At 68.1% G+C, this 15,672-nt stretch carries 14 protein-coding genes; 11 read left to right on the plus strand and 3 right to left on the minus strand.

The window, feature by feature from the left end; translation table 11 throughout:
* Positions 1-18: 18 nt before the first annotated feature.
* Positions 19-1,386 (minus strand): FAD-dependent oxidoreductase, encoded by a 1,368-nt coding sequence (locus ACQHI0_RS23550; protein ID WP_427904000.1) that lies wholly within the window; start codon positions 1,384-1,386, stop codon positions 19-21.
* A 242-nt stretch (positions 1,387-1,628) separates the two neighbouring features.
* Here ACQHI0_RS23550 and ACQHI0_RS23555 point away from each other — a divergent pair, with 242 nt between their 5' ends.
* The 4 genes from ACQHI0_RS23555 to ACQHI0_RS23570 are packed head-to-tail and all read left to right on the plus strand — an operon-like array spanning position 1,629 to position 5,507.
* Positions 1,629-2,411 (plus strand): IclR family transcriptional regulator, encoded by a 783-nt coding sequence (locus ACQHI0_RS23555; protein WP_427904001.1) that lies wholly within the window; start codon positions 1,629-1,631, stop codon positions 2,409-2,411.
* Complete coding sequence (locus ACQHI0_RS23560; RefSeq protein ID WP_427904002.1) at positions 2,408-3,247, plus strand: HpcH/HpaI aldolase/citrate lyase family protein; 840 nt, start codon at positions 2,408-2,410, stop codon at positions 3,245-3,247. The genes ACQHI0_RS23555 and ACQHI0_RS23560 overlap by 4 nt, the downstream gene beginning before the upstream one ends.
* The gene (locus ACQHI0_RS23565) at positions 3,244-4,083 is read left to right on the plus strand and encodes a cyclase family protein (protein ID WP_427904003.1); all 840 of its coding nucleotides are present in this window, start codon (positions 3,244-3,246) and stop codon (positions 4,081-4,083) included. Before ACQHI0_RS23560 ends, ACQHI0_RS23565 begins: the two co-directional genes overlap by 4 nt.
* Positions 4,080-5,507, plus strand: a complete 1,428-nt coding sequence (locus ACQHI0_RS23570) for an MmgE/PrpD family protein (protein WP_427904004.1) — start codon at positions 4,080-4,082, stop codon at positions 5,505-5,507. Before ACQHI0_RS23565 ends, ACQHI0_RS23570 begins: the two co-directional genes overlap by 4 nt.
* A 178-nt stretch (positions 5,508-5,685) precedes the next feature.
* Here ACQHI0_RS23570 and ACQHI0_RS23575 read toward each other — a convergent pair whose 3' ends face one another.
* Complete coding sequence (locus tag ACQHI0_RS23575; RefSeq protein ID WP_427904005.1) at positions 5,686-6,306, minus strand: alpha/beta fold hydrolase; 621 nt, start codon at positions 6,304-6,306, stop codon at positions 5,686-5,688.
* An 86-nt stretch (positions 6,307-6,392) separates the two neighbouring features.
* Between ACQHI0_RS23575 and ACQHI0_RS23580 the strand changes: the two genes are divergently transcribed.
* Positions 6,393-7,178: a helix-turn-helix domain-containing protein gene (locus tag ACQHI0_RS23580; protein ID WP_427904006.1), complete on the plus strand. Its 786-nt coding sequence runs from the start codon at positions 6,393-6,395 to the stop codon at positions 7,176-7,178.
* Positions 7,179-7,292: 114 nt separating this feature from the next.
* On the opposite strand, the gene ACQHI0_RS23585 is transcribed toward ACQHI0_RS23580, so the two are convergent.
* Complete coding sequence (locus ACQHI0_RS23585) at positions 7,293-7,868, minus strand: Fic/DOC family protein (RefSeq protein WP_427904007.1); 576 nt, start codon at positions 7,866-7,868, stop codon at positions 7,293-7,295.
* Between the two features lie 586 nt (positions 7,869-8,454).
* Between ACQHI0_RS23585 and ACQHI0_RS23590 the strand changes: the two genes are divergently transcribed.
* The 6 genes from ACQHI0_RS23590 (at position 8,455) to eutC (ending at position 15,659) form a co-directional block, all read left to right on the plus strand.
* Positions 8,455-9,657 (plus strand): transcriptional regulator, encoded by a 1,203-nt coding sequence (locus ACQHI0_RS23590; protein WP_427904008.1) that lies wholly within the window; start codon positions 8,455-8,457, stop codon positions 9,655-9,657.
* 87 nt (positions 9,658-9,744) lie between these two features.
* Entirely contained in the window at positions 9,745-11,262 is a 1,518-nt protein-coding gene (gene adh / locus ACQHI0_RS23595; protein ID WP_427904009.1) for an aldehyde dehydrogenase, read from the plus strand.
* Positions 11,262-11,639, plus strand: a complete 378-nt coding sequence (locus tag ACQHI0_RS23600) for a DUF779 domain-containing protein (RefSeq protein ID WP_427904010.1) — start codon at positions 11,262-11,264, stop codon at positions 11,637-11,639. Before adh ends, ACQHI0_RS23600 begins: the two co-directional genes overlap by 1 nt.
* 163 nt (positions 11,640-11,802) lie before the next feature.
* Entirely contained in the window at positions 11,803-13,230 is a 1,428-nt protein-coding gene (eat, locus tag ACQHI0_RS23605; RefSeq protein WP_427904011.1) for an ethanolamine permease, read from the plus strand.
* 72 nt (positions 13,231-13,302) lie between these two features.
* Entirely contained in the window at positions 13,303-14,715 is a 1,413-nt protein-coding gene (locus ACQHI0_RS23610; RefSeq protein ID WP_427904012.1) for an ethanolamine ammonia-lyase subunit EutB, read from the plus strand.
* 62 nt (positions 14,716-14,777) lie between these two features.
* Positions 14,778-15,659 carry an ethanolamine ammonia-lyase subunit EutC gene (eutC, locus tag ACQHI0_RS23615; RefSeq protein ID WP_427904013.1) on the plus strand — a complete coding sequence of 294 codons (882 nt, stop codon included), beginning with the start codon at positions 14,778-14,780 and terminating at the stop codon, positions 15,657-15,659.
* Positions 15,660-15,672: the final 13 nt, after the last annotated feature.

Raw genomic sequence — 15,672 nt, forward strand, 5'->3', positions numbered from 1 at the left:
GGATGTTCGTGCTGTTTGTCAGGCGGTGACGGCGCTGCCCACATGCTCGGCGGCGAGGAAGGCCAGGCCGAGGGCGGTGATCAGGCCATTGCCCGCGAGGTAGCCGCCGGCACCGTGGCCGGATATACCGATGGCGGCGCCACCGGAGGCGTACAGGCCGGGTATCGGTGTTTCGCCGGCGAGTACTCGGGCGTGTTCGTCGACGACGAGACCGCCCTGGGTATGGAACAGGGCAGGGGTGATGGCAATCGCGATGTAGGGCGCGGCCAGCGGGCGGCGGGTGTCGGTGCGACCCTGCCGGTCGGGCTCTTTCCCCGCGGCGGCCCGCCGGGCGGCGTCGAGCTCGTCCTCGAACGCCGCGGCGGGCACTCCGATACTGTCGGCCAGCCCGGCCGCGGTAGCGGCCCGGACCAGCGATCCGCTCTCGGCCACGGTGCGGAAATCGTCGAACACCGAGCACAACTCGGCGATGTGCTCGTCGATGACGATCCAGCCAGCCGCGCCCGGCCGACCGGCGAGAATGGCGGCGAACTCGGAGTAGCCGGTGGTTTCCGGCGCGAAGCGGCGACCCGTGCTGTCGACGATCACACCGCCGTGCACGACGGTGGCCCAGCCGATGAGTGTCTGGCTGCGCGCGGACAGCGCTGCGTGCCCCTGGTACGCATCGAGAAAGGCACTGTCGGCACCCAGCTCACGGCCGATCCGCAGCGCGTCACCGCGACTGAACCGGCCGCCGTGGTAGTGGGCGTCGGCGATCTCCGGCATATGCCGGCGGACGAGGTCGCGATCGGCGCCGAACCCGTTCGTCGCCAGCAGGACGGCCGACGTGGTCAGGTGCTCGCTGTTGCCGTCGGGGGTGGCGATCTCGACCCCGGTGACCCGGCCGTCGGCGGCGCGCACCTGACACAGGCTCATCGGCGCGATCAATTCGATCCGCGGATGCGCCTGCGCGCGCTGAACCAGGTGACGCAGCAGCCGGGAGCCGTGCCGTCCGGGAATGCTGTGGCAGCGGTCGGCGGTGTGGCCGGGGTAGCGGAAATCGGTGACCAGTTCGAGTTCGAGGCCCTGATTGTCGGCCAGCCAGGTGACCAGCGACGCGCTCGATTCGGCCAGCGCACGCGCCACCCGCCGGTCGGCGGTAGCTGAGGTTTTGCGGGCGATATCGTCGAGGAACTGGTCCGGGCTGTCCTGCACGCCCGCGGCTTCCTGCCAGCGGGTGCCCGCGGCGGGGATCATCGCGGTGCACATCGAGGTGTTGTTGCCGCGCTGGAAGTGCTCGTCGGCGTCGACCACCAGGACGTTCGCGCCCAGTTCGGCCGCGCGCAGCGCGGCGACCAGTCCGCCGCCCGCACCGGCGACGACGAGATCGAAATCCGGACTGTCCACGCTTCCTCCAAATCGTTCCGTCTAGCGGAACACTAGAATGTGACCCCTTGCACTATGCACGTTGGATGGTTCGCGCACAAGTGCCTGCACAAGGATCTATCTAGCGAAACAGGCATCGAGTCATCAAAATGCGCCTGGACAATCGTTTCGCTAAGCGGTACAACTTGTTTAGCGTTTGGTCGATCTCGTCGCGTGTGACGGTGGTTGGCGGAACACGAATCCCCCCAGAGAACGGAGCCACGATGGAGCCCTCGAGTGGCGGCACCACATCCGCCGCGCGGGCAGCGGAGGTACTGCTCGAGTTCGGTCGCAGGCCGAGCGCGCTCGGCGTCTCGGAGATCGCCCGCTCGACCGGTATGTCCAAGGCCGTCGCCCACCGCATCCTCACCACCTTCGTGGACTGCGGCCTGCTGCTCTACGAGCCCGATACCCGCCGCTACCTGCTCGGCCCGGCCGCCGCGACGCTGGGCGCACGGGCCATGGACATCTCCCCGCTGCGCCGGATGGCTCGCGAGGCGCTGGTGGATCTCCAACGCGCCACCGGCGAGACCGCGACGGTGACCGGCCGCCTGCCGGGCGGGCGCGTCTACCTCGACCAGGTCGAGAGCACCCAGGAGATCAAGATGACCGTGGAGCTCGGCCGTCGGTTCGAACTGCACAGCGGCTCGTCGGGTCGCATCATCCTGGCCCACCTTTCGAAGGAGGAGCAGGAGGACGTGCTGTCCGGCGCGCTGCCGCGGCTCACCGCCACCACCATCGTCGATCCGGACGCGCTCCGCGCCGCCCTGCGGGAAGCCCGCGAACGCGGAGTGTGCCGGTCGACCGGTGAACGGCAGGAGGGCGCCGGTTCGATCGCGGCGCCGGTGTTCGGCGCCGACGGCACGGTGATCGGCTCGGTGTCCGTGTGCGGGCCGAGCTACCGGATGACAGCGGAAGCCTGCGACCGGCACGAGAGCGCGCTCGTCGAAGCGGCCAAGCGGGTTTCGCGCGCCCTCGGCCACCGGTCGGCGGTGACGGCGAAATGATCCCGCGTAGTTGGCTGTACGTGCCGGGACATCGCGCGGACCGCATCGGTAAGGCGATCGACAGCAGGGCCGACGCCGTGGTCATCGACCTCGAGGACGCCGTACCCGTAGGCGCGAAAGACCGGGCCCTCGACAATGCCATCGACGCGCTGCGCGCCGCGCCACCGGACCGCGATATCTGGTTGCGGCTCAATGCCATCGGGTCGCCGTGGCTCGAAGCCGAACTCGCCGCGCTGGCAACCGGGCCCACACCGGCCGGGGCCCGGTTGCCGAAATCCGACGATCCCGAATCGGTGGCGGCCACAGCGCAACGCCTCGACTGCCCGGTGCACGCCATCATCGAATCCGCCGCGGGCCTGCTGGTGGCCCCGCAGATCGCGCGGTGCCATCCGCGGGTCACCGGGATCGCGCTCGGCGAGGCGGATCTCGCCGCCGATCTGCGCGTCGAGCCGTCGGGATTGACTTGGGCGCGTGGCTGGATCGTCACCGCGGCGCGCGCCGCCGGGCTGTCCTCGCCGGTCCAGAGCGTGTGGACGGCTGTGGACGATCCGGCGGCGCTGGCCGAGACCTCGAGGGCCGGGCGCGCCCAGGGGTTCTTCGGCCGATCCGTCATCCACCCCGATCAGATCGACATCGTCAATACGGCCTATACGCCGACGGCGGAGGAACACGACCGAGCGTGCCGGATCATCGACCGCGCGGCCGCGTCCATGGCCGCGGGCGAATCCGCGGTTCTCGACGAGAGCGGCAAATTCATCGACCCCGCCGTGGTCGCGAACGCCCGCGTGGTCCTCGACCGAGCACAGGCCGCAGCAGCAAGAGGAGTGAGAGCATGACCGGACAAACCGTTACCGCGGGCCACGACACGCTGTTGAACGCCGTGGTAGGCGGCGCACTCGACGTGGTCGAGCTCGGACATCCGTATACGACGGGTATGCCGTGTTCCCCCAACCACCCCGGTTTCCGGATGACCCTCATCCGTCGGCACGGCGATATGGTCCGCCCGGACGGCGGTTCGGCCGCCAACGAGATCATCGTGACGGGCGGGCACGTGGGCACCCACGTGGACGCCCTGTCGCACGTCAGCCACTGCGGCAAACTGCACGGCGATATCGATGCCGAGCAAGCGCAACGCGGCGGCCGATTCACCGAGCTCGGCGCGGAGAACATCCCGTTCATGCTGTGCCGTGGACTGCTGCTCGATGTACCGCGGGTGCGCGGTGTCGAGGCGCTCGAGGCCGGTCAGGCCGTCACCGAGCAGGATCTGCGTGACGCCGCCGACGCCGCCGGGGTGACACCGCGGCGCGGGGACGTCGTCCTCATCCGTACCGGCTGGGCTCGCCATTTCGACGATGCGCAGCGCTACCTCGGCCAACAGGACGGGGTCCCCGGCGCCGATGAGAGTGCGGCCGAGTGGCTCGCCGCGGCCGGGGTGGTCGCCGCGGGTGCGGATACCACCGCCTTCGAACACATCCCACCCGGCCAGGGCCACAGCGTGCTGCCCGTCCACCGAATTCTGCTGGTAGAGAATGGAATCCATATCATCGAACACCTGAATCTCGAGCCTGCCAGTGCCCGCGGACTCACCGAGTTCACCTTCGTGATGGCGCCGCTGCGGATCACCGGCGGTACCGGTTCGCCCGTGCGGCCGGTCGCGGTGGTGTCGGCATGAGCGAATCAGGCACTCGGCACGACTTCGAGAACACGGTGGTCGGCCGCCTCGCGGCGCTGGCCGACCGGACCCGCGCCAACGGGCTTTCGGGCGAGCTGCGCAAAGACGTCGCCCGCCGCGTGCTCGATGTTCTCGGCAACTCCCTCGCCGCGCAGGACCAGCCATCGGCCCGTGCCGTCATCGCGGTCGCCCGCGACTGGGCCGGGGCACCCCGGGCCACCGGCATCGGCACCGGGGAACGGTTCCCGGCTGCCACCGCCGCCCTGATCAACGGCACCCTCGCCCATTCGATGGATTTCGACGACACCCACCTGCCGTCGATCCTGCATCCGTCGGCGTCGGTGGTCCCCGCCGCGCTCGCGGTCGGTGAGGCGACCGGTGCCGCGGGTGCCGCCGTGCTCGACGCCGCCGGTGTCGGTATCGAGATCGCGGTCCGCCTCGGCATGGGCGGCTACGACGAGGAACTCGGGAACTCGGAGTTCTTCGAACGGGGCCAGCACGCCACTTCCATCTGCGGCGCCGTCGGCTCGGCCGCCGCCGCGGCCATGCTGTACGGCCTCGACGCCGAGGGCATCGCCGATGCCATGGGTATCGCCGCCAGTTTCGGCGCCGGTCTGCTGGAGGCCAACCGCACCGGCGGCACCGTCAAACGCGCGCACTGCGGCTGGGCCGCGCATTCCGGCGTCACGGCCGCGGAATTCGCCCGGCACGGACTCACCGGCCCGCCCACGGTGATCGAGGGCCGCTTCGGTTTCCTGCACGCCTTCTGCGGCGAGCGGGCCGACACCGCGAAGGTGCTCGACCGGCTCGGCGACCACTGGGAACTGCCCGGCATCTTCTTCAAGCCCTACCCCTGCAACCACTTCACCCACGCGGGCATCGACGCGGCCCGCATCCTGCGCCGTGAGGTGGACCCCGCCGACATCGTGGAGATCGAGCTCGGCGTCCCGAAACCGGTGCTGCGCACCATCGCCGAACCGCCCGCGGCGAAGGCGGCCCCCGAATCCGGATACCACGCGGCGTTCTCGGGCCCGTTCACGGTGGCTCGCGCGCTGCTCGGCGGCTCGGGTCTCGGTGTGGGACATGCCGATTTCACCGACGCCGCCGCGCAGGATCCGCGCACGCTGGAACTCGCGCGGCTGGTGACCAGTCACAGCGACGACCGCTGCGATGAGCTCTACCCCCACCAGTTCCCGGCCGCGCTGCGCGTGCGCACCCGCGACGGTTCCTGGCATCAGGCGCGTGTGGACCACAATCGCGGCGGTCCGGCAAACCCGCTCTCCGACGACGAACTCACCATGAAATTCAACCTCAACGTCGAAGGTCGGCTGACCCCGGAGGCGGCGCGGGCCGTCGTCGGTCATGCGCTCGCGCTCCCCACCGCCGATCCGCTCGACACCCTGATGGCGGCCGTTCGCGGCTGACCGGCGGCACCTCGCCTACCCAGCCGAAATCAACGCGCTCGCAACGACATTCGTCCGCCCTCAGGCCGGATATCGATCAGCCGGATCGAGCATCCCGCGTGATTCGCCCGGCCATGAGGGAGTGCACTGTCTGTGCCCGGTGCTCGCCGCTGTCGACGTGCTCGTCGTAAGCCTGCGATCAGAGCAGCAGACGAGCCAGTTCGGCAGGCCTGGACAGCATCGCCATATGTCCGCCACCCATCTCGACCGGCTCGATCCCCAGCCGGGTGCGGACGAGTTCGCGCAGGAAGTCGGCGGGGAGGAATCGGTCGTCGCGGAGCAGGATGAACCGGGTAGGTACGTCGGGCCAGGCCGTGAGCGGCCATGGTGACTTCATCGGGGTATCGGACTGCCCACGCTCGTACTTCTCGGCCTCGGCCTGCTGCTCAGGCGTGAGCTGGTTGTAGAACACATCGTCATCGCCCGAGGTTTCGTGTCCGGTGGCGGCCCACCAGTCGCCAGGCGCCTCGCCGGGAGACGGAATCATGGCCGATACCAACACCATTCGCGAGACCGGGACCCGATCGCACACGAGCGGCGCGGTGAAACCGCCGAACGAGTGCGCGACCACGACCACGTCCCGGCGTTCGCCGATCGCCTCGACCACGGCGTCGGCGTATTCCGCCAACCCGGCGGTGTCGTCCTCGTTCGGCAGCGACACGGGCACCGCGTCATGACCGAGCCCGCGCAGTTCGTCGGCTACCTGCTGCCAGTAGCCCGCATCGCATCCGGCGCCCGGGATCAGCATGAATGTGCTCATGCACCTTGATACCAAGCACCACCGACAACAACGGTGCGCGGTGCTGTTCGCGGCGCACCCGGCGGCGCGTCGATACCCTGGTGAGGGTGAGCATCAATGCCCGTTCGGAGATTCGCGGTTCGGTTCGGATGCCGACCGCGTGGGCTCGGCCGGGGCACATCGGGTATGTCGGCCCGGATCTGCTGCCCGATACGCATTCGCCGCCGGTCGCGATGCTCACCGTGGGGCTGGACGGGCCGCTGATCGTGCACACCGCCCGCGGTCTGATTCGCACGGGCAGTTCTTTCGCGCCTGCCCGCACCGCCCACCGCGTCGTTGCCACGCAGGGGTGGATCCTGGTGTTGTTCATCGACCCGTCGAGCGCGCCCGCAACCATGATCGCCGACGAGATGACTTCCGCGGAAGGCACTTTCGGTCTCAGCCACCGCCGCGAGCGCGAACTCGTCGAGCTGTGTGGCCAACCCGTCGTCGACCCGGATCTGCTCTACAACCGCGCGATCGCGGGCGCGAACCTCGGCACCGACGCACGCATCGCCAGACTCGCCGCCGCGATCCGTGACCAGCCCGCCAACGCCCTGCGCGCCGACCAGATCGCCGCGAACCTCGGCCTGTCCACCGGCCATTTCCTGCACCTGTTCACCCAGCACTGCGGCACCACGTTCCGTGGCTACCAACGCTGGAACCGCATGGTCTCCGCGATCACCAACGCCGTGAACGGCCACGATCTCACCCGCTCCGCCATCGACGCCGGCTTCGCCACCCCCTCCCACTTCAGCGAATCCTTCCGCGCCATGATCGGCCTGCCCGCCACCACCATGCTCGGAGCAGGCATCCACTTCGACCTCGGCACCGGGGTCGTTCAGCGCGGGTGAGCGCGGCCGAGGTCGTAGCGACAGGTGCGGCGACGGATTCCGCGGCGGCCGCACCCGCTGGTGCGACGAGCCCGGCGATCACAGCGGCGACAACGACAAGCGGATCAGCAAGAGCTAAGTCTGGCGTACCAGCCGGTCCAGCAGATCGCGCATCGGTTCGTTGTCACCACGCAGCGACGCCATCGACCCCTGCACGTTGGCCTCGGGATCAAGGCCTGTCCAGTCGATCATCCAGCCGGCCTCACGAGCGAGTTGGTGGAAGAACGCTCGCTGGGTACGACCGTTCCCCTCACGAAACGGATGGATCGCGTTGACCTCACCGAGATAATGCGTCAGCTTCACGATGAAATCGGTTCGGTCCAACCCGCGCAAATGCCCATCTGCCGCTAGAGAGGCGAAGACCTCTGATGCGTAACTCACGATGTGATGCGGGAGGCAGAACGGATCCGATTTGGCGATGCCGACCGTTCGAACTTCACCGGCCCATGGGTACACGTCAGCGAATATCTCACGATGGAACACACGCAGGTGCTCCAGGTCATAGCGGCCAGGCAGCGGCCTGATTCCCAGGTCCGCGAGCGCAGCCTGACTCAGATCGGCCTCCGCTTGACGTAAGGAAGCGGCGTCGACGATCCCTAGTCGATTACGCAACACTCCCGATTCGGGGTCGAGGTACGGATCCACCGTCACGCTGCGCCGTGCATGCCCCGGATCAGCTCCCGCATGCGTGTGGTGCTGATCTCGCCACGCGCCCACTGCCCCATAACTCCCTCGGCAGCCGGACTCGCCGACGCACCTTCCGCCCTGACCGAAGCCGCAGCCTGGGCCAACGACCGGGACCGTTCCGCAGTCAACTCCTCGAACACCTCGACAGGCACCATCACCGCCTCGGTCTTCCGATGGGATCCGACCCCGATCGGTCGCCGATCACCTTTGCGAAACCGCGCCAAAAGACCAGACAACTGCTCCCGCGCCTCACGCACCGATAGTGTCTCCATGAGAAAAGTGTACACAATTGCATACACAATTGCCCCACTTTTCATGCTTCACGACTACGAATCCATCCTGCCTTACCACCCACGCTGTGGGTGGTTCACGCAGACCTGGCGGAGATGGCCGTGGACGCGCGGCGGCAATCGGCAGCTTGGTAGACGACGAGGAAATCGAGCCTCGCCGTATGGCCGCTCGGGCTGACGAAAGGGCTGTTCAGCGCGCGGAGGTGGGGCATGATGGGGTGTAATCCTCGTTTCGGGCAGTCGAATAGGAAGTCGCGTCGATGGTGCAGCTCACGCTTTCCGCGCAGCGCGCCGCGCTGGAGCGGGAGTGGGCGATGTGGGTGCCGGGCGGGGTGGAGGTTTCGGGGGCGGGCGTGCGGACCGAGGTGGCACAGTCTTGGACGCGGTCGTTGCGGACCGTGGATCCTGGGCGGGATCACGCGCCGGTCAGTGAGACCGATATCGGGCCCCGGTGGGCGGAGTCGCCGTTGCGGGGGCCGGTGACCGAGCTGAAAGAGCAACTGCACAGTGTCGCTGATGACGCGGGGTACGTCGCGGCGGTCACCGACGCTTCGGGGACGATCCTGTGGACCTACGGCGGACCCGTCATGCGCAGGCGGGCCGAGCAGGTGAACTTCGCGCCGGGTGGGCGATGGGACGAGGCGCATATGGGGACCAACGCACTGTCGTTGGCATTGCGCACCGACCAACCGCACACCGTGTTCTCGGCCGAGCATCTTGTCGCGGCACTGCATGGTTGGGTCTGCTATTGCGCGCCGATCCGCGCCGCCGACGGGACCTTGCTCGGTGTGCTCGACCTGTCGACCACCTGGAAACGCTCGCATCCGCTGGCCATGGCCACCGTGCGCACCATGACCAGCGCCATCGAAGCGAAATTGCACGCCGCCGTGCCCGCGCCCGCCGGAATGCGGCTGACCTGCCTCGGCACCGGCCGGTTGATGCGCGACGGTCAGCAGATCCGGTTGCGGCCACGCCACCTCGAGATCCTCACCCTGCTCGCCCTCGACGACGACGGCTACAGCCACGAACGCCTGCACTACGCGGTCTACGGTGATCGCGCGGTCGGCGCGAGCACGCTGAAATCGGAGATGTCGTACCTGCGCCGCGCCACCGGCGGCGACATCACCAGCCGCGTCTACCGCTTCACCACTCCCCTGTCCTGCGACGCCGTCGACGTGCTGCGCGCCATCGAGCGAGGCGATCTCGACACCGCCGTGCGGCTGTATCACGGTCCGCTGCTTCCTGATTCGGACACACCGGGCATCAGCGAATGGCGCGACTACCTCGAAGTCGCCATGCGTAACGCGGTTCTCAACAGCCCGGACGCGAATCACGCACTGACATACGGGGATTCCGCCCCCGATGACATCGCCGTCCACGAACACGCCCTCGCCCTGCTCCCCACTCGCGATGCCCGCCGTGCCGTCGCCACCGCACGCCTACACACCGCTCTTCGCGCCTGATCGGTCCGGCTTCAACGTTTCATCAACCCTTGGCGGGGATAGTGATGGGCGTCACGATTCATCGGAATCAGCGAGGAGCCACCGCACATGATCTACGCCAAGCCGGGCACCGAGGGCAGCGTCGTCAGCTACGCGCCGCGATACGACAATTTCATCGACGGTAAGTGGGTTCCGCCGGTCGAAGGCCGCTATTTCGAGAACACCTCCCCGGTGGACGGGCAGCCGTTCTGCGAGATCGCCCGCTCGAGCGCCGCCGATGTGGAACTGGCGCTCGACGCAGCCCACCGCGCGGCCCCCGCCTGGGGTGAGACCTCGGCCGCCGAGCGCGCCAACATCCTCAACAAGATCGCCGACCGGATCGAGGCCAACCTCGAGGCCCTCGCCGTCGCCGAGACCTGGGACAACGGCAAGCCGGTCCGCGAGACCCTGGCCGCCGACCTCCCCCTCGCGGTCGACCACTTCCGCTACTTCGCCGGGGTGCTGCGCGCACAGGAAGGCGGTATCAGCGAGGTCGACAAGGACACCATCGCCTATCACTTCCATGAGCCGCTCGGCGTTGTCGCGCAGATCATTCCGTGGAACTTCCCGATCCTGATGGCCACCTGGAAGCTGGCGCCCGCCCTCGCCGCGGGCAACGCGGTGGTGCTCAAGCCCGCCGAGCAGACCCCGGCCTCGATCATGAAGGTCGTCGAACTGGTCGCGGATCTACTCCCGCCGGGAGTCCTCAACGTGATCAACGGTTTCGGCGTCGAAGCGGGCAAGCCGCTGGCCTCGAGCCCGCGCGTGGCGAAGGTGGCGTTTACCGGCGAGACCACCACCGGCCGGCTGATCATGCAGTACGCCAGCGAGAACATCATCCCGGTCACCCTCGAGCTGGGTGGCAAGAGCCCCAACATCTTCCTGGCCGATGTGATGGCCGCCGATGACGACTACCTGGACAAGGCGATCGAAGGGTTCGTCATGTTCGCACTCAACCAGGGCGAGGTGTGCACATGTCCGTCGCGCGCGCTGATCGCCTCGTCGATCTACGACGAGTTCATGGCCCGCTGCGTCGAACGCACCAAGGCCATCATCAGCGGCAACCCGCTCGACGAGGCGACCATGATCGGCGCCCAGGCCAGCAACGATCAGTTCGAGAAGATCCTGTCCTACATCGACATCGGCAAGAAGGAAGGCGCCGAGGTGCTCACCGGCGGCGCGGTCCGCAGCGTCGACGGGCTGTCCGACGGCTTCTACATCGAGCCGACGATCTTCAAGGGCACCAACGACATGCGCGTGTTCCAGGAGGAGATCTTCGGCCCCGTCGTCGCGGTCACCACCTTCGACACCACCGAGGAGGCGCTCTCCATCGCCAACGACACCCTCTACGGCCTCGGCGCCGGCGTGTGGACGCGCGACATGAACACCGCCTACCGCCTCGGCCGCGGCATCAAGGCGGGCCGGGTCTGGACCAACTGCTACCACGCCTACCCCGCGCACGCGGCGTTCGGCGGCTACAAGAAGTCCGGCATCGGGCGCGAGAACCACAAGATGATGCTCGATCACTACCAGCAGACCAAGAACCTGCTGGTCAGCTACTCGGCGACGAAGCTCGGCTTCTTCTGATGGTGCAGCGCGTCGACCTCACCGAGAAGGCGGCGGCGCTGCTGCGGGACTTGACCGGGCAGCACGGCCCGGTCATGTTCCACCAGTCCGGTGGGTGCTGCGACGGCAGCTCGCCGATGTGTTACCCGCGTGGCGAGTTCCGGGTGGGCGGGTCGGACGTGCTGCTCGGGTACCTGCCCGGCGACACCCCGTTCTGGATGAGTGCCGATCAGTTCGAGTACTGGAAACACACCCACCTCACCGTCGACGTGGTGCCGGGCCGCGGCGGCGGATTCTCCCTCGAGGCCCCCGAAGGCGTGCGGTTCCTGATCCGCTCACGCCTGTTCACCGACGAGGAATCGGCCGCGCTCGACTCTGCGCCGCCGCCGACCGGGTGATCTGAAACACCCGTAATCAGTTCGTTTCCGCAGGTCAGCGGTGCTCGATACGCACCGCTGACCTGACGGATCCACGGCCGTAACAGTCGTCAATCATTCTTCAACCTTCGACGAGCACCGTGGCCGGTCGAACGCGCATCTGTTTGTTGATGAGAGGCTCCCGATGAGTACAGAAGTCAGCCCCGCCGCAGGCGAGGGCGCACCAGTCGACGACTACCTCGCCAAACGCACCCTGCGCAAGGGCACCGCCGGATGGGTGCTGCTCGCCGGCCTGGGCGTGAGTTACGTGATCTCCGGCGACTTCTCCGGCTGGAACTTCGGTCTCGCCGAAGGCGGATTCGGCGGTCTGCTGATCGCCACCGTCGTGATCGCCGCGATGTATCTGGCGATGGTGCTCGGCATGGCCGAGATGTCCTCGGCGCTGCCAGCGGCGGGCGGCGGCTACACCTTCGCCCGGCGCGCACTCGGGCCATGGGGCGGATTCGCCACCGGCACCGCGATTCTCATCGAATACGCGATCGCGCCCGCCGCCATCGCCACCTTCATCGGCGCCTATGTGGACTCGCTGAACCTGTTCGGGATCACCGACGGCTGGTGGGTGTATCTGGCGGTGTACGCGCTGTTCATCGGCGTCCACCTCACCGGTGCGGGTGAGGCGCTCAAGGCGATGTTCGTGATCACCGGGATCGCGCTCGTCGGCCTGGTGATCTTCGCCTTCGCGGCCGTCGGCAAGTTCGACGCGGCCAACCTGACCAACATCGCGGCCGATCCCGCGGCAACCGGGTCGTCGTCGTTCCTGCCGTTCGGTTACCTCGGCATCTGGGCCGCCATACCCTTCGCGATCTGGTTCTTCCTCGCCGTCGAAGGCGTGCCGCTGGCCGCCGAGGAAGCCAGCGAGCCGGAGAAGAACGTGCCCAAGGGCATCATCGTCGCGATGCTGCTGCTGTGTGTCACCGGCGCGGCGGTGCTGTTCCTGGTGACCGGCGCGCTCGGCGCCCAGAGCGCCTCCGCCTCGGGCAACCCGCTGGTCGAGGCGCTCGGTGACAGCTCGATGGCCAAGGTGGTCAACTACATCGGCCTTGCCGGTCTGGTCGCCAGCTTCTTCTCCATCATCTACGCCTACTCCCGCCAGACCTTCGCACTCTCCCGCGCCGGCTACCTGCCGACCGTCCTGTCGATCACCAACTCCCGCAAGGCGCCGGTGCTGGCGCTGATCGTGCCCGGCATGATCGGCTTCGCCCTCTCGCTCACCGGCAAGGGCGCGATGCTGCTGAACATGGCCGTATTCGGCGCGGCGCTGAGCTACGTGCTGATGATGGTGTCCCACATCGTGCTTCGCGTGCGCGAACCGAACATGCCGCGCCCGTACCGCACGCCCGGCGGCATCGTCACCACGGCGTTCGCACTGGTCATCGCGGCCGCATCGGTCGCGGCGACGTTCCTGGTCGACCAGCAGGCCGCGCTGTGGACGCTCGGTGTGTTCGTCGCCTTCATGGCCTACTTCGCGCTCTACAGTCGCAAACACCTGGTCGCCAAGTCGCCGGACGAGGAGTTCGCGGCGATCGCCAAAGCGGAATCCGAGCTGGAGTAGACCGTCAGGCACCCGGCGGCGTCGCGCATACTGCCGGGCTCCGGTGGCCGTGGAAACTCTCGAAAGGGACCGATGACCTTGTACCGCAGCACAATCGGCGTTACGACCCACACCTTCGACGGGTTGATCGACCTGATGGCGAAAGCCACTCCCCTGCGCAGTGGTGACGAGCTCGCCGGATGCGCGGCGGCCACCGATGCCGAACGTGCCGCCGCGCAGTGGGCGTTGGCCGAGGTGCCGCTGACCACGTTTCTGAGCGACGTACTGGTTCCGTACGAGACCGACGAGGTCACCCGGCTGATCATCGACAGTCACGACCGGTCGGCGTTCGCGCCGATCTCGCATCTGACCGTCGGCGGATTGCGCGACTGGCTGCTCGCTGTCGCCGCTGCCGCCGATTCCGCGGCGACCCTGGCCGCGGTGTCGCCGGGGCTGACACCGGAGATGGTGGCCGCGGTCAGCAAGATCATGCGCAATCAGGATCTGATCGCGGTGGCCAAGGCGGTCGAGGTGACCGCGGGATTCCGCACCACCATCGGCCTGCCCGGCCGGTTGAGCACGCGGTTGCAGCCCAATCATCCGACCGATGATCCGCGCGGGATCGCCGCCGCTACCTTGGACGGACTGCTGCTCGGCTGTGGCGACGCGGTGATCGGGATCAACCCCGCCACCGACTCACCGCAGGCCACCTCGGATCTGCTGCATCTGCTCGACGAGGTGCGCCTTCGCTTCGATATCCCGACCCAGTCCTGCGTGCTCTCCCACGTCACCACGACCATCGGGTTGATCGAGGCCGGGGCGCCGGTGGACCTGGTGTTCCAGTCCGTGGCGGGTACCGAAGGCGCGAATACCGGCTTCGGCGTGAATATCTCGCTGTTGCGGGAGGGGAACGAGGCGGGGCGATCGCTGCGGCGCGGCACCGTCGGCGACAACGTGATGTATCTCGAAACCGGGCAGGGGTCAGCACTGAGCGCGAATGCCCATCTGGGCGTTGGTGATCGGCCGGTGGACCAGCAGACCCTGGAAGCACGCGCCTACGCCGTAGCCCGGGATCTGCGACCGCTGCTGGTGAATACAGTCGTCGGCTTCATCGGACCCGAGTACCTCTACGACGGCAAGCAGATCATCCGGGCCGGGCTCGAAGACCACTTCTGCGGCAAACTGCTCGGCCTGCCGATGGGCGTGGATGTCTGCTACACCAACCACGCCGAGGCCGACCAGGACGACATGGACACCCTGCTCACGCTGCTCGGTGCGGCCGGTTGCGCCTTCGTCATCGCGGTGCCCGGCGCCGACGACGTGATGCTCGGCTACCAGAGCCTGTCGTTCCACGACGCCCTCTACGCCCGCCAGGTCCTGAACCTGCGCCCCGCACCGGAATTCGAGGCCTGGCTGGCGGGCCTGGGCATGCTCGACGCGAACGGCCGTGTGCGACAAGTAGAACCGCTGTCGTCACCTCTGCGCGCACTGACGGCCACCCGGTGACCGCGCCAGGGCCAGCGCCGAAACTATCCACAGTCGGTCACGACCACCGAAGCCTGGAGGCAATGATGCCGAGCACGGACGACGTAGCGGCGTCGCGCGATCCGGCAGGTTCTCCGCACGCCGAGGACGCTGCCGTATCCCCCGCGGGCCGACCATCGGAATCCAATGTCGCCCAGGACTTCTGGCGAGATCTCCGGGACAGCACGCGAGCCAGGATCGGGCTCGGCCGCACCGGCGACGCGCTACCTACGACAGATGTCCTCGCACTGCGCGCCGCCCACGCTGCGGCCCGCGACGCCGTGCACCTTCCGCTGGACGTCGCGACGTTCACCGAGCAGATCGCCACGCTCGGTCTCGGCACTCCGGTCACCGTAGCCAGCAGGGCGGCCGATCGCGCCGAGTACCTGCGCCGCCCCGATCTCGGCAGAGTGCCCGACGACCTCACCCCCGTCACCGCTACCCGCGCGGACATCGGCTTCGTTCTCGCCGACGGGCTGTCCCCCTTGGCACTGTCCGAGCACGCCCCCGGCCTGCTCGCCGCCCTCGCCGGCGAACTCTGCGACCGCTACACCCTGGCACCGCCGGTCATCGCCACCCAGGCCAGAGTGGCGCTGGGCGACCACATCGCCGAAGCCATGGGCGTGCGTACAGTCCTGGTGCTGATCGGCGAGCGCCCCGGCCTGTCGGTCGCCGACAGCCTCGGTATCTACCTCACCCATCTGCCGCGCCCCGGCCGTGCCGACGCCGAACGCAACTGCATCTCCAACATCCACCCGCCCGACGGCCTCGCCTATGCCGACGCCGCCCGGGTGGTGGCAGGTCTGGTCGCGGGGGCCCGCGCACTCGGCCGCTCTGGAGTCGACCTCAAAGACACCTCGCGCGCCGACTCTCTGGCCGCCGCCGAGACTTTGACCGTCGACCCGCCACCGGCACCGACTTCGTGAGCTGACCCAGACA

Origin of the sequence: Nocardia sp. FBN12, assembly GCF_050320175.1 — a bacterium.
Classification (GTDB): domain Bacteria; phylum Actinomycetota; class Actinomycetes; order Mycobacteriales; family Mycobacteriaceae; genus Nocardia.

What these genes read in the sequence shown, in the direction of transcription:
- eat (WP_427904011.1), top strand. Translation starts at nt 11,803, where the DNA reads ATGAGTACAGAAGTCAGCCCCGCCGCAGGCGAGGGCGCACCAGTCGAC.
- ACQHI0_RS23610 (WP_427904012.1), top strand. Translation starts at nt 13,303, where the DNA reads ATGACCTTGTACCGCAGCACAATCGGCGTTACGACCCACACCTTCGAC.
- ACQHI0_RS23565 (WP_427904003.1), top strand. Translation starts at nt 3,244, where the DNA reads ATGACCGGACAAACCGTTACCGCGGGCCACGACACGCTGTTGAACGCC.
- ACQHI0_RS23555 (WP_427904001.1), top strand. Translation starts at nt 1,629, where the DNA reads ATGGAGCCCTCGAGTGGCGGCACCACATCCGCCGCGCGGGCAGCGGAG.
- adh (WP_427904009.1), top strand. Translation starts at nt 9,745, where the DNA reads ATGATCTACGCCAAGCCGGGCACCGAGGGCAGCGTCGTCAGCTACGCG.
- ACQHI0_RS23570 (WP_427904004.1), top strand. Translation starts at nt 4,080, where the DNA reads ATGAGCGAATCAGGCACTCGGCACGACTTCGAGAACACGGTGGTCGGC.
- ACQHI0_RS23575 (WP_427904005.1), bottom strand. Translation starts at nt 6,306, where the DNA reads ATGAGCACATTCATGCTGATCCCGGGCGCCGGATGCGATGCGGGCTAC.
- eutC (WP_427904013.1), top strand. Translation starts at nt 14,778, where the DNA reads ATGATGCCGAGCACGGACGACGTAGCGGCGTCGCGCGATCCGGCAGGT.
- ACQHI0_RS23560 (WP_427904002.1), top strand. Translation starts at nt 2,408, where the DNA reads ATGATCCCGCGTAGTTGGCTGTACGTGCCGGGACATCGCGCGGACCGC.
- ACQHI0_RS23600 (WP_427904010.1), top strand. Translation starts at nt 11,262, where the DNA reads ATGGTGCAGCGCGTCGACCTCACCGAGAAGGCGGCGGCGCTGCTGCGG.
- ACQHI0_RS23590 (WP_427904008.1), top strand. Translation starts at nt 8,455, where the DNA reads ATGGTGCAGCTCACGCTTTCCGCGCAGCGCGCCGCGCTGGAGCGGGAG.